The 13,396-nt window shown below is 38.7% G+C and carries 14 protein-coding genes; 8 read left to right on the top strand and 6 right to left on the bottom strand.

Annotation, left to right across the window (positions count from 1 at the left end):
* The first annotated feature begins 35 nt into the window (after positions 1-35).
* Entirely contained in the window at positions 36-725 is a 690-nt protein-coding gene (locus tag OQZ33_RS06115) for an ABC transporter ATP-binding protein (protein ID WP_265798169.1), read from the top strand.
* Complete coding sequence (locus OQZ33_RS06110; RefSeq protein WP_265798168.1) at positions 703-3,252, top strand: ABC transporter permease; 2,550 nt, start codon at positions 703-705, stop codon at positions 3,250-3,252. Before OQZ33_RS06115 ends, OQZ33_RS06110 begins: the two co-directional genes overlap by 23 nt.
* A 261-nt stretch (positions 3,253-3,513) precedes the next feature.
* Here OQZ33_RS06110 and hxlA read toward each other — a convergent pair whose 3' ends face one another.
* Both hxlA and hxlB read right to left on the bottom strand, forming a co-directional pair.
* Positions 3,514-4,146: a 3-hexulose-6-phosphate synthase gene (gene hxlA, locus OQZ33_RS06105; RefSeq protein ID WP_265798167.1), complete on the bottom strand. Its 633-nt coding sequence runs from the start codon at positions 4,144-4,146 to the stop codon at positions 3,514-3,516.
* A gap of 29 nt (positions 4,147-4,175) precedes the next feature.
* A complete protein-coding gene (gene hxlB, locus OQZ33_RS06100) occupies positions 4,176-4,808 on the bottom strand; it encodes a 6-phospho-3-hexuloisomerase (protein ID WP_265798166.1) in 633 nt (210 codons plus the stop codon).
* 204 nt (positions 4,809-5,012) lie between these two features.
* Here hxlB and OQZ33_RS06095 point away from each other — a divergent pair, with 204 nt between their 5' ends.
* The 3 genes from OQZ33_RS06095 to OQZ33_RS06085 all read left to right on the top strand — a co-directional run bounded on the left by OQZ33_RS06095 (position 5,013) and on the right by OQZ33_RS06085 (position 6,507).
* The gene (locus OQZ33_RS06095) at positions 5,013-5,876 is read left to right on the top strand and encodes an AraC family transcriptional regulator (protein ID WP_265798165.1); all 864 of its coding nucleotides are present in this window, start codon (positions 5,013-5,015) and stop codon (positions 5,874-5,876) included.
* Positions 5,877-5,965: 89 nt separating this feature from the next.
* Positions 5,966-6,097: a hypothetical protein gene (locus OQZ33_RS06090; protein WP_265798164.1), complete on the top strand. Its 132-nt coding sequence runs from the start codon at positions 5,966-5,968 to the stop codon at positions 6,095-6,097.
* Positions 6,098-6,120: 23 nt separating this feature from the next.
* Positions 6,121-6,507 (top strand): lipocalin family protein, encoded by a 387-nt coding sequence (locus OQZ33_RS06085; RefSeq protein WP_265798163.1) that lies wholly within the window; start codon positions 6,121-6,123, stop codon positions 6,505-6,507.
* A gap of 23 nt (positions 6,508-6,530) precedes the next feature.
* Here the strand turns inward: OQZ33_RS06085 and surE are convergent, their stop codons facing one another.
* Positions 6,531-7,271 carry a 5'/3'-nucleotidase SurE gene (gene surE, locus OQZ33_RS06080; RefSeq protein ID WP_265798162.1) on the bottom strand — a complete coding sequence of 247 codons (741 nt, stop codon included), beginning with the start codon at positions 7,269-7,271 and terminating at the stop codon, positions 6,531-6,533.
* A 66-nt stretch (positions 7,272-7,337) separates the two neighbouring features.
* Between surE and OQZ33_RS06075 the strand changes: the two genes are divergently transcribed.
* From OQZ33_RS06075 to OQZ33_RS06065, 3 genes are read left to right on the top strand one after another with little or no spacing between them, the layout of a single operon-like run.
* Positions 7,338-8,258: a diacylglycerol/lipid kinase family protein gene (locus OQZ33_RS06075; protein WP_265798161.1), complete on the top strand. Its 921-nt coding sequence runs from the start codon at positions 7,338-7,340 to the stop codon at positions 8,256-8,258.
* A gap of 42 nt (positions 8,259-8,300) precedes the next feature.
* The gene (locus tag OQZ33_RS06070) at positions 8,301-8,483 is read left to right on the top strand and encodes a hypothetical protein (protein ID WP_265798160.1); all 183 of its coding nucleotides are present in this window, start codon (positions 8,301-8,303) and stop codon (positions 8,481-8,483) included.
* A gap of 30 nt (positions 8,484-8,513) precedes the next feature.
* Positions 8,514-9,803, top strand: a complete 1,290-nt coding sequence (locus OQZ33_RS06065) for a gluconate:H+ symporter (RefSeq protein ID WP_265798159.1) — start codon at positions 8,514-8,516, stop codon at positions 9,801-9,803.
* On the opposite strand, the gene OQZ33_RS06060 is transcribed toward OQZ33_RS06065, so the two are convergent.
* The 3 genes from OQZ33_RS06060 to OQZ33_RS06050 form a co-directional block, all read right to left on the bottom strand.
* A complete protein-coding gene (locus OQZ33_RS06060; protein WP_265798158.1) occupies positions 9,800-10,642 on the bottom strand; it encodes an alpha/beta hydrolase in 843 nt (280 codons plus the stop codon). The two genes, OQZ33_RS06065 and OQZ33_RS06060, sit on opposite strands and share 4 nt — an antisense overlap.
* Positions 10,643-10,719: 77 nt before the next feature.
* Positions 10,720-12,561, bottom strand: coding sequence for a M56 family metallopeptidase (locus OQZ33_RS06055; RefSeq protein ID WP_265798157.1), 1,842 nt, complete (start codon positions 12,559-12,561; stop codon positions 10,720-10,722).
* Between the two features lie 28 nt (positions 12,562-12,589).
* Entirely contained in the window at positions 12,590-12,979 is a 390-nt protein-coding gene (locus OQZ33_RS06050; protein WP_265798156.1) for a BlaI/MecI/CopY family transcriptional regulator, read from the bottom strand.
* Between the last annotated feature and the right edge of the window lie 417 nt (positions 12,980-13,396).

The following is a 13,396-nucleotide window of genomic DNA, read 5'->3' as shown; positions in this document are numbered from 1 at the left end:
GGTAAAGCATAGGTACAAAACTTTAATTCAAAAATTTGGAAAATATTTTAAACATTCGAAAAGTAAGTAAAATTTATAAAAACGCTGGAAGAGACCTTACTGTATTAGATCAGATTAATTTCTCTATCGATGCAGGTTCAACAGTTGCCATTACTGGACCTTCCGGAAGCGGCAAGACTACACTTTTAGGTTTATGTGCCGGACTAGACCGGGCGAGTAGCGGAACCGTTGAACTAAATGGTATTGCGCTCGAAAAGCTAAATGAAGATGAACGAGCTGCCATTCGAAACCAATATGTAGGTTTTATTTTCCAAAATTTCCAGCTTTTGCCAACATTAACGGCATTAGAAAATGTAATGGTGCCTATGGAATTGAGAGGCGCTAAAAATATTAAAGCCCAAGCCATGGAACTACTTGAAAAAGTAGGTTTGGCCGATCGTTCGCACCACTATCCTATTCAATTATCGGGTGGAGAACAGCAACGTGTATCGCTGGCCAGGGCTTTTTCTAATAAACCTGCAATTCTTTTTGCTGATGAACCTACCGGCAACCTCGATGCAGAGACCAGCGAAAAGGTAATTAAATTGCTTTTTGATCTGAATAAAGATTTTGGTACAACTTTGGTAATTGTAACCCACGATTTAGAACTTGCCGCCCGAACCAGCAGAACCATAAAAATTAAAGGTGGAGTAATTATTTCTGATGAAAACTCAACTTATGCCTAATCATATCCCCAAACAAAGCATCAGTTTTTTATGGCTTTTCAAAATGGCCTGGCGAGACAGCCGAAAAAACCGATCAAGGCTGTTATTGTTTATCTCCTCCATTGTTTTAGGGATCGCTGCTTTGGTTGCGGTGTATTCCTTTAAAGATAATTTGCAACGCGATATTGATGCTCAAGCAAAAGAACTCACTGGTGCCGACTTAGTGCTCGACAGTAGAAAAGGAGTAAGTAAGGCGATGCAGAAGGTTATCGATAGTTTAGGCGATGAACAATCCCAGGAAAAAACTTTCGCTTCGATGATCTATTTTGAAAACGGCGGTGGCAGCAGGTTGGTTCAAATGAAAGCCTTGGAAGGGAATTATCCTTATTATGGATCAATTGAAACCCAGCCGGCAAGTGCGGCAAAACATTTTCAAGAAGATAGAACGGCTTTAGTAGATCAAACACTGATGATGCAGTTTAACACTAAAGTTGGCGACTCTGTTCAAATTGGCGATTTAAAATTTAAAATTTTAGGATCATTAATTAAAGCGCCTGGACAGAATGGGATTGCGGCAAGCGTAGCACCAATCGTCTATTTGCCGTTAATGTATTTAGAAAAAACCAATTTGATAAAAACGGGCAGTAGAATTAATAATAAATTTTATTTCCGTTACGATGATCCATCGGGTGTGGATGAATGGGTAAAAAAGAATGAGGTTAAACTCGAGAGGGAAGGTTTTGATGCCGATACAGTTGAATCTCGGAAAGAACAAACCGGCCGATCTTTCAAAGATGTAAATCGCTTTCTTGCGCTTTCAGGTTTTATCGCATTGTTACTTGGTTGCGTAGGTGTTGGAAGCGCCATTCATGTATATATTCAGGAAAAACTGAGCGCCATTGCCACTTTGCGCTGTTTGGGGCTAAAATCGCGACACGCATTTTTCATTTATCTTATCCAAATATTTTTTATTGGCTTAATTGCCGCTACCACCGGTGTTATTCTAGGTACTGGGATTCAATTTTTATTACCATTGGTATTAAAAGATTTTCTTCCCGTTGAAATTACAATGCAGATCTCCTGGTCTGCGGTTGGTCAAGGCCTAATGCTTGGATTAATTATTTCAGTGTTGTTTGCTTTGCCTTCACTCCTATCAGTCAGGAAAATATCCCCGCTCAATGCTATCCGTTTATCTTTCGAAAAAACACGTAGCAAAAGTGACCTTTTAAACTGGTTGGTTTATTTGTTAATGGCTGCATTTGTGGTCGGTTTTACCCATTTGCAAATGAAAACCTGGGTACAAACTTTGGCTTTTACGGTAAGCATTGGCGTTGCCTTTATTTTGCTGATTATCCTTTCCAGGTTATTAATGTTTTTAGTGAAAACGCTACTTCCAAAATCATCGAATTACTTATGGCGACAAGGTTTTGCTAATTTATACCGACCTAATAACCAAACCTTAATGCTTACCGTTTCTATTGGCTTATCCACTGCTTTTATCGGTACGTTGTTTTTTGTTCAGGGAATTTTAATGAGTCGGGTTACGCTTTCATCTGGCAGTAATCAACCTAACATGGTGATGTTCGATATCCAGAAAACACAAAAAGAGAGAATCGATAGCTTAACTCAAGCCTTTAAATTGCCATTGATGAACCAAGTACCCGTGGTTACGATGCGGATTGAAGAAATCAACGGAAAAAAAGCCAGTGCAGATACCAATAATCGAAGGGCATACCGGAATGAAATCAGGGCGACTTATCAAGATAGCTTAACCGCGGCCGAGAAAATTGTTAAGGGCAATTGGGTTGGTAAAGTGAAGCCTAAAGAAACCATTTATATATCTCTGGATCAGCGATACGCTGATCAAATTAATGTGGGTTTAGATGATAAAATTCTCTTCAACGTACAGGGAATGATGATCCCAACGGTTGTGAGAAGCTTAAGGGAGGTAAATTGGAGTCGGATGCAAACCAATTTCAGGGTTGTTTTCCCTGCTGGGGTACTAGAGGAAGCGCCACAGTTCCATGTACTCATGACCCGCGTACCTACAAGTGAACTATCGGCTAAATTTCAGGGTGAAGTGGTTAAAAACTTCCCGAATGTATCGGTAATTGATTTAGATCTAATTTTAAAATTGCTGGATGAAATTCTCAATAAGATCGGATTTGTTATCCAGTTTATGGCAGGTTTTAGCATGGTAACTGGCTGGATTGTTTTGGTATCAGCGGTACTTACAAGCAAAAATCAAAGATTAAAAGAAAGTATTTTATTAAGAACGCTTGGCGCAAGCAGAAAGCAGATTTTAGCCATAAACGCTATTGAATATTTCTTTTTAGGAGCCTTTGCAGCGGGGGCTGGTTTAATTCTGGCTATCGGCGGAAGTTGGGCTTTAGCTAAATTCAGCTTTGAGGCTTTTTTCATTCCTCCCTTTTGGGCAACATTAGGACTTTTCGGATCAGTTGTTTTTATTGTGGTAATTACTGGGGTGTTAAGCACAAGAAGCATTTTAAATCAACCACCGCTTAAGATATTAAGAACAGAAGGATAATCAAAGGAACTTATAGATACAGGGATATTGCAAATACAATTATCCAGATAATACTGAAGACACTACCGACATATACGACTTGTATATGTTTTTTCAAGTTTTTTTTAATCAACCCAGCATAGATTAACCATGCAATAAACAGAGCAAAATAAAAAGGTACGAGGAAAAACAGCATATCTAAAAAGTAAAGTGATATTCAAATATGCAAAAAGAGGTTGGTATTTTGCCAACCTCTAAATTGAGTACGATTAACTGTAGAAATTAAGCAGCATCAATTGCTTCACGAAGTGCTTTTGCTGCAGCAGCAGGATCTTCAGCACCATAGATAGCAGCACCTGCAACCACCACCTTTACGCCAGCTTTAACTACTGCTGTTACGTTTTTAATGTTTACACCACCAGCAATTGAAACTGGAACGCCCACTCTGGTCGCCTCATCAATTAAAACCTGAATAGAATAACCGGCTGTCCACTGCTCGTCTAAACCAGCATGTAGTTCTACAAATTCTACACCAAGTTCCGTTACTTCCTGTGCTCTTTTCACTCTATCAGGATAGCCGATGGTGTCTACAACAACACTCTTTCCATGTGCTTTTGCAGCTTTTACTGCGCCTATAATAGTTGCATTACCAGCTGCGCCCATTACGGTTACTAAATCAGCTCCAGCTTTAAAAGCGATATCAGCTTCCAGTTCTCCTGCATCAGCAGTTTTCAGATCAGCAAAAACCAGTTTATCTGGATGGGCATTTTTCATCGCAGTGATTACGCTTGATCCAATATTTTTGATTAAGGGTGTACCCAACTCTATAATATCGACATAGGGTGCAACTTTCGCCGCTAAAGCCAATGCCTCTTCTGTTGTTAATAAATCGATTGCTACTTGTAATTTTGCCATGATTTGTTTTATAAATGATAAATATGATTTTATTCTAAATTTGAATGGTTCTTCCAAAGCACCTCTGCAGGCTTATTGCTTAATTTCCAAAGCGATTGGAAAATAGCATCGTTAAGCAATAGAATAAATTGCTCGAAAAGACTGCCTGCATACTGGCTGGAAATTTTCTTGCTATGATCCTGCTTTTCTGCTGCAGGAACAATTACGGGATGAGTTGCCAGCTCGGCCAATTTCGATGTTGCGTTTGTAGTTATGGCCACCAGCTTCGCCCCTGCTTGAATCGATTTTTCTGCTGATCTGACAATCGTTTCAGTCGTGCCTGATCCTGACGCAGCTATCAATAAATCGCCTTTTTTGATGGCGGGCGTAGTGGTATCTCCGACATAATAAACGCTAAAACCCAAGTGCATCAGGCGCATGGCTGCTGCTCGCATTGCAAAACCCGAACGACCAGCCGCAGTAATGAAGATATGATTGGCCTGTTGAATCTGATAAATAAAAGGGATGATTTGCTCAAGCTCCAGCCGTTTAGCTAGATTTGAATTCTCTTCTATAATCTGGTTCAAATTGGTTTGTAAACTCCATACCAGCTGCTGATTATCTACCGTATCCAATACCGTTTTATCTTTTTCCATCTCTTCCATTAATGTCTTAACTTCCATACACAATGATTAATTCGTTGGTCAAAGGTAGATTTGACAGCTGCGTATATGGTTATACTATCAGCCACTATTATGGGACAATCAGGAAATTTAATCGTTTAAAAGTCATATATACTCAACCATAACTATAAAGTTTCCGAATATTCCTCCTTAATTATCATATTGTCCAACTGCAAAGAAATTAAGTGTTTAACTTTGATGGTGATGAACACAGCAAGCGATTTCAATCTGGAAAAATCAGTTATTTACATTAGAAATTTAAATAACTGCCCACCGAGCTACCTTAACGATCCAAGCCGCAAAGAATTTTTCGAAATCGTATGGTTGAAGAATGAGAATGCTTTACATGCCTTATCGCCTCATTCGGAAATTGACAGCAAGGGCGACTGGATTTATCTTATCCCACCCTATCGAGTTCATCAACTTAACAAAGCAGGGAAGAATGGCGAATTGATATCTTTCAAACGATCTGTGCTTGAGGGAGAGGATAAAGAATTTTTGTTAGATCTGTTTAAAATATTCAATGTTCAAGGAGAATTTTCCTGCCTTAGGCTTGATGGAGAAACCGCGAAGGAGTTAGCCTCCATTTATAGCCTGATAGAGAATGAATATCAAAAACCAGAAAATAACTTAATCATCATAAAGGCATTACTTAAAGTTTTTATTTTAAAATTAGTACAAGTCAAAGAGCACGATTTTACCAGCCAGGATATCAACCAGAAAAGAGTTTATGAATTTTTGATGTTGCTGGAGAGCAATTATCAACAAATTAGGAACACAGATTTTTACGCTGGTAAAATTGGAATTAGTTCGAAGCGCTTAAATCAAATTTTGAAAGATAAGCTGAACAAAACAGGCATGCAAATTATTCATGACCGTATTATTTTGGAAGCGAAAAGGAAAATCATCCATAGCGAACTTACCATTAAAGAAATATCTTATGATCTTGGCTTTTCCGATCGGCCTTATTTTAGCAGATTTTTCAAAAAACAAACCAACCAAACCCCCGAAGAATTTCAAAAACAAGCTAAAAACCATATCGAATCGAAATTTAACACTTTGATTTAGTTCAGCGTTAGGTTATCATTATGTTAAATATCGGTCTATCAAAAAACCTTTTTGCTAAACAGCTGTTCAATTAATCTAAAAAGATACACATGAACACTAAGCTAAGAAATGCAATATTACTAGCCACTTTAGGCGTGATCATTATTAGTTATGCAAGTTGCAGTGTTTCTATTCCGCCAGGCGCTAAGGCCGTTAAACCTTTTCAAAAGATAAATATTTAGGTAGGTGGTACGAAATTGCCAGAATGGATTTTAAGTTTGAAAAAGATTTAAATAATGTAACGGCAACCTATTCGCTTAATGATGATGGCACGATTAAAGTTGATAATAAAGGCTACAACTACATTAAAAAAGAGTGGAAGGAAAGTATAGGGAAAGCTAAATTTGTAAACGAAAATGATGAAGCAAGATTAAAAGTTTCCTTCTTCGGCCCATTTTATGCAGGCTACAATGTAATTGAAATCGATAAAGATTACCAATATGCTTTAGTTGTAGGAAATAACTTGGATTACCTTTGGCTTTTATCGCGGACTAAAACGATTCCCGAAAACATCAAACAAGCTTATTTGAAAAAAGCACAGGGTTTAGGTTATCAAACTGCAGATTTAGTTTGGACAAAGCATGATCAATAGTCGACTATCAATCATGCCCGTTCTTAGTGGTTTACCTCAATAACATCTAATTTACCAGATAGTTCGCCTTCGTTGGTTAAATCCAACCGTAAAGGCGTGATGGATACAAAATCATGCTCTACAGCCCAGCGATCTGTGTTTTCATCAGCTGGCTCAAGAGGCGTTACCGTAATCCAGAAATGCTTTCTACCCATCGGATCTTCACCTGGAACCACTTGTCCATCATAAAGTCTGACAGATTGCCTGGTCCATTTAATATCTACCGGTTTTGGCGGGAAATTTACATTGTAAAGCCTCAAATCATCGTTTTGCAACAGAATTTGAAGTGTTTGCTCTACAAAAGGATCAATTTCAATAAAATCAGGTTCAGTTTTACCAACTGGCGTACTTAACGCAATTCCTTTAATACCTAAAAGTACTGCTTGCTTAGCGGCGGCTAAAGTACCCGAATGCCACATGGAGTTACCCAAATTTGGGCCCATATTAATCCCCGATAGCACCACATTTGTATCAGGAAACATGTGCAGGCCCAAAGCAACACAATCGGCAGGAGTTCCATTTACACGAAAGGCATCAACGTTTTCGAATGTTATTGGTGATGATTTGATGGATAAGGGCCGCGAGTGTGTAATGGCATGCCCCATTGATGATTGTTCTACATCGGGAGCTACAATCCTTACTGTGCCGAAGCGCTGCGCAATTTTTGCTAAAGCTGCAATCCCCGGACTATAGATACCGTCGTCGTTTGTGATGAGAATATTCATGATCAATAGTTAAAATTATGTGCTATACTTTAAAACCTAATTGACAGCGATATTGTTCCAATCATTATGAAAAAGGCAGATAAATTGGTTCGTTTGGTTCATAATCCAACCGCTGGAGATGGGAAACATTCTAAAAAAGAGATTGTAAAGATCATGAAATCGTATGGCTATGAGTGCTCTTATGTGGCCTCTAACAGTAAATCCTTAAAAGATATAGTACCAGAAACCGAGTTTATTGCGATAGCCGGCGGCGATGGTACGATTCGCAAAACGATTATGAATCTGTTAAGTAAAAAGTTAAAATCTAAAAGGCCCATTGCCTTGCTTCCTTTCGGTACAGCCAACAATATTGCTACATCATTGGGAATCACTGAAGATGTAAGAAAAAATATTTCTACCTGGGATTCGTATAAACTTCTGAATTTTGATGTGGGCCAGGTGTTAGGTTTAGAAAAAGCAGCTTACTTTATAGAAGCTGTTGGCTTCGGACTTTTTCCTAAACTCATTGAAACTTTAGAGAAGACCAATACCGATCATATTAAATCGGCCAAGGATGAATTTGAACTTGCGCTGGATACCTTACTGAAAATATCGCAATCATACCCGGCAATTGCTTGCAGGATAGAAATTGATGATCAAGTAATTGAAAAAGATTGTTTGATGGTAGAAGTGATGAATATTTCCAGATTAGGGCCAAACTTAAAACTTAGTGAAAACGCTGATCCTGGTGATGGTTTCTTTGATGTTATTATTGTTTCTGTAGAAAAGCGAAAGGTAATGGAGAAATACATTCAGGACATTATTGATGGCAAAAAAACTACCTTCCCAATCAAGCCCATTCAAACCAAAAAACTAAACATTACTTGGAAAGGATCAGACATTCATATTGATGATGAAACTAAAAATGAGGGTAAGGAAATCAACTTAAAAATTTCATTATTGCACAGTCTTTTAGAAGTAATTGTGAATAAAGAGGAGTTAAAGTAAATTTTCTATCCGTATTTATTGTTTAAATAATACATTTACTACATGATCAGATTAAACAGTGAAACGCCTGATGATGTACTCCGGGATGTTAAAATTGGCGATATGGTAACCGATACCTTTAGTAAAACCGGCCTGGTGGAAAGCATCGGGATAGACGACGACGGTTTATATAAAATTTACGAATTTTATCTCGTCACGGGAAGAACAATCGTTGTAAAAAAGTAAGTTTCCAAGATATTCCCTTAAACAACAACCATGTCAATACTCATTCTGCTACTCGGAATTTTGGTTCTCTTTGTATTGATCTTGAAAAAGATTAACCCGATGATTGCCTTATTGGCAGTTGCTATTTTGACTGGTTTGTTCCTGGGTATGCCTGCTGCAAAAGTAATGAGTTCGATTACCAGCGGTGTCGGCAGTACGCTGGGCAGCATGGTAATGGTACTTGCCCTTGGTGCTATGATGGGAAAATTAATTGAGGATAGCGGTTCCGCACAAAGGATTGTGTTTATTCTGATTAAGGCTTTTGGCAAAAACAATATTCAATGGGCGGTATTAATTACCGGACTCATGGTCGGCATCCCATTGTTTTACAATGCCGGTTTTGTAGTACTTATCCCTTTGGTTTTCGCAATATCCGCTGCTACAGGTCTTTCCAAGTTATACATCGGCTTACCAATGGCTACCGCTCTTTCGGTAACACATGGCTTTTTACCACCACATCCTGGTCCGGTTGCATTAGCAGGAATTTTCCATGCCGATATAGGCAAAACCCTTATTTACGGCTTAATTTTAACCTTGCCAATTGCCGCAGTTGCGGGTGTTCTCTTTCCGCGATTAATCATCAAAAAAGATCAGCCAATCCTATCCACTTTAGTCATCGAAGAAGGGAAAAATTTACCTTCGGCTGCCAGAAGTTTTATTACTGCACTGCTCCCGGTTTTTTTAATCGTTGCCGGAACCGTTGGAAGCAGTATAAACTTTCCTTACGTTGGGAAAACCTTCTTTGTTTTCCTTGCAGATCCAACGGCGGCTTTATTAATTTCTGTATTGATTACCTTATTTCTCCAACAGAACAGTATTGAGAAAGCAATGGAATCTTGCGCCGAAGGTGTTAAAAGCATCGCGATGATCATTTTAATTATTGCTGCTGGTGGTGCCTTTAAACAAATCTTAATTGATAGTGGCATGGGCGAAACCGTTAAAAATCTAACTGCGAACCTGAGTCTTTCGCCATTAATTTTAGCCTGGCTAATTACCGCAGCACTTCGGGTTACACTGGGTTCGGCAACTGTAGCCGCACTTACCGCTTCCGGAATGGTTTTGCCGTTAATTGGCCCAAATGCGCCTCCAGAGTTAATGGTACTTTCAGTTGGCGCAGGGAGTTTAATGTTCTCTCACGTAAACGATACGGGTTTTTGGATGTTTAAGGAATATTTTAACCTCACCTTGAAAGAAACTTTCAGCACCTGGACCATGATGGAAAGTATCGTATCTATTTTAGGCCTGATTGGGGTTTTAGCTTTAAACCAGTTAAACTTTTAGTTATTTTCTTTATTAAAAAACTTACTGAAATACATCATTTGGTAAGCAACTGCATTCTCCCAATACTCAAAATTGTGAGCTCCGGGCCTTACTGTAAAATCGTGAGGAATGTTGCGGGCCGTTAGTTTATCATGCAGCGCCACATTAACATCATAGAAAAAATCGTTCCGGCCCACATCAAATATAATCGCTAGTTTATTTGGACTTAAAAGATGTGTTAAATTAATTACGGTATTGGCTTCCCAGCGATCGGGAAACTGGTTGTAAGGGCCAAGCCTTTTTGCAATATTCCAGTTTTCAGGAAAAGCTCTGATGTCGACTCCTCCGCTCATACTTCCACAGGCACCATAAATATCCTGGTGCCGAAAAGCAAGGTATAAACCGCCATGACCGCCCATACTTAAACCTGTTATTGCCCGCCCATTTCTATCTGCAATAGAACGATATTTCCGATCAACAAATTCGACCAATTCTTTTGAAACATAAGTTTCGTATTGATAGGAAGGGTCGACCGGACTATCGAAATACCAGCTGGTTACTCCTCCATCCGGACAAACAACCATCATTCCAAAGTTGTCTGCTAGTTTTTTAACAGCTTCTTTGTCTTTGGTGTTCAATAGCCAATCAGAATACTTACCCCCAGCACCGTGTAATAAATATAAAACCGGAAATCGTTTTGATGAAGCTTCATAATTCTGAGGTTTCACAACGACCGCCTTGATGTCCTTATTCATCACGTTACTGTGGGTAAGCACCGTATCAACAGTTGCTGCAAAACTTAACTGCGATGATAGTAAAACTATAATTGTTGCAAGGCAATTGAATATTCCTTTTCTCATATCTGAAAGATGATTTTCGACTGAAAGTAGAACATTTTCATCATAAAGCAAAATCACTTATGCGGCAGCTAACAGATTTATTTTTTCGTAGTCTTTGTTACGTTTACCACATAACTTAACGAATGGCTATCACTTTCCAAAAATTTTGATTTGTATTGAGTGTGAAGACTTTTACTTTGTTTTACGCCGTTCACAATCAGGTTATTTTTATCCAGCGAAAATGAAAGTTTTGTGGTATTGGAAATTAATCCATCGTTCAATAACTGAGTGGTGATTCTATTGGAATTGTTTTTTCCATTCTCAACATGCACACTCACAGTATTCCCTTCATTAACTGTTAAGCTGCCACTCACTTTTGTTGGAGTTGGCGGTGTAGGGGGGGCTGGAGGAGCAGCATTTAATCGAGGCAAAGGCGGTGCTGGTGGCGCTGATGGAACAGGTGCATTATTTATTCTCGGTGTTTTAGGCGGCTTCGGAGCTCTCTGCACACTACCCATCTTTGCTGGTTTTTGAAAGTTTCTAGAATCTTTTGCTGCTTGTCTGGCATCAATGATGGCTTGTTTAGAATCTTCGTCAGCAACCCTGGCATCGATTACCGCTTGAGCTGCATCTTTCTTTGCTACCTCAGCATCAATTACCGCCTGTTTGGCATCGCGATTTGCTTGTCTAGCAATCTCTTCATAATCAGCCTGATCCTGTTTACCAGATGATTTTTTTGCCGGCTTATTTTTTTCTGTTGCCTTCTTTTCTGCAGCTTTTATTTTCTGCTCAATTTCCTTTTCCAACCGCTCGGCAGACTTATTTTTCTTCGCAGTATCCTGCACCGCTAGAATTGAGTTATAAATAGTTGTGCTACTTATTGATGCTGCTTTGCCTACATTTTTAAAGGCTGCAGTAAAAATCACAGTGGAAACCAATGCGATGGTTAATATTGTCTTTTCCATTTTGTTTAATGTTGAATTGGTGTTAAATAACATCCTGCTTGCCCTATGCAGCAGGCTACCGTTTTTACCATTTATGCCCATTGCATAAGCAGGTGCACGCTGCTTAAACTCCTGGCAAAAAATTAAGGCCTTAACATAGTTTTTCCTGTCGTTTACACATGCAATGGCCAAATCATCGCAACAATGTTCGCGTTCGGTTTTAATCAGTTGCGATACCCACAATACCGCTGGATTGAAGAAGAATACAATTTCGATAGCACTCTGTAACAAGTTCACCAGATAATCCCTACGCTTTACGTGTGCCAGTTCATGTGCCAAAATGGCCTCAACCTCCACAGTGCTCAACCCATTTAATAACCCTAAGGGAATTAAAATGAGTGGTTTCAAATGACCGACTACCAAGGGCACTTTCACAATTCCCGATTGCAACATTTTTACCTCTTGATTTAAACCAAGTTTACGGGATAGCAAGTTCAAATGTTCATCCCAGGTTTTGCCAGCCGCATAAGTTTGGTTGTTTCTTAAGCGATAAATGCTGCTTAAACCCACAACTAACTGCACACTTTTACCACAAATAATTAAGAACCAAAGCAATACAATTTGATAAGCATATGAATTCCAGATGCTCAAAACCTTATTTAGGTTCGCAAATAAATCAAACTGAATAGCAGCTATAAACTGGCTTTGGCTCGATTGGACTAAATGAATGGCCAATCCAGTGGTTTGTTTAGCATTCGGATTAGCCGGTTGATGGCTTAGTTCCAGAGAAAAAGTAACGCAAATGGCGAGAACAAATAGTAATAAACAGCCAGTAAGCAAATTGTAACGAAGCTTTGCACTTGCCTTTCGGGCGACAAACATAATTCCCCCTGCAATTATGGCCAGCATTACGCCCATCCATAAAGAGTGGAATAACATGGTGCCCAATGCGTTTAACCATTTTTCGGGCAAAAAATCAAAATGTTTAAAATTCATAATTGTGGTTCTTTAGAATTTTTAATATTTATTCCATACCCTCCAATAGCCGCCTAATCTCTTCAATTTCTTCTTTTGAAGTTTTTTCATTGCCTAAAAGCTGCATCATTAATTGCGATGCAGAGCCTTTGTACAAAGTGTTTACAAAACGATCGAGCAGTTGAACTTTAGTTTTTTCTTCGGCCTCCACAGGAATATAAATGTGCTTCATTTGGCTTTCATCACGTTTTAAAATTCCCTTTTCGGTTAAAATTTGCATCTGTTTCAACGTTGACGTATAGTTTACCTCCCTATTCTCGTTCAGTTTTTCGTTTACAACGCGAACGGTAGAGGGACCGAACTCCCAAAGCACCTGCAGAATTTCTAGTTCAGCTTTGGTTGGTTCTGGCAAATTATGATCAGCTTGATTATTCTTCATGAATCAAAGGTACGATATTTTTCGTACGATTCAAATATTACCTTATTTTTTAATTCTTTTGTTAAACGAGGGTTAATTAATTTATAAAAATCAATATTAATGACGTTAAGAACGGTTATTATTGAGAGGTACTAAGCGATCTCATTAATAAAACAATACCACAAATGAGATTGCTTCAATCGATGGAAAAATCTATTTCTCAAAAACAAAAAGTTAAAAACGTCAATGGTAGGCCGACGAACTTTCATATTTGGTGTAAATGTAAAAGCACATTAAACGCCGCTACTAGTCTTACTACTCTTGCCGTCATTCCCGCGAAGGCGGGAATCCTAAAGCGACAATAAGTGTAAAATCCCCATTCAGGCGCAATATTGTTCTTCAAATTAAGCGAACAATGTATCATGAAATGCATGATTA

It is taken from the genome of Pedobacter sp. MC2016-05 (genome assembly GCF_026239735.1).
In the GTDB taxonomy this organism is placed as follows: Bacteria; Bacteroidota; Bacteroidia; order Sphingobacteriales; family Sphingobacteriaceae; genus Pedobacter.
The sequence above is the reverse complement of the archived record's forward strand: the minus strand, read 5'-3'. Positions and strand labels throughout refer to the sequence as shown.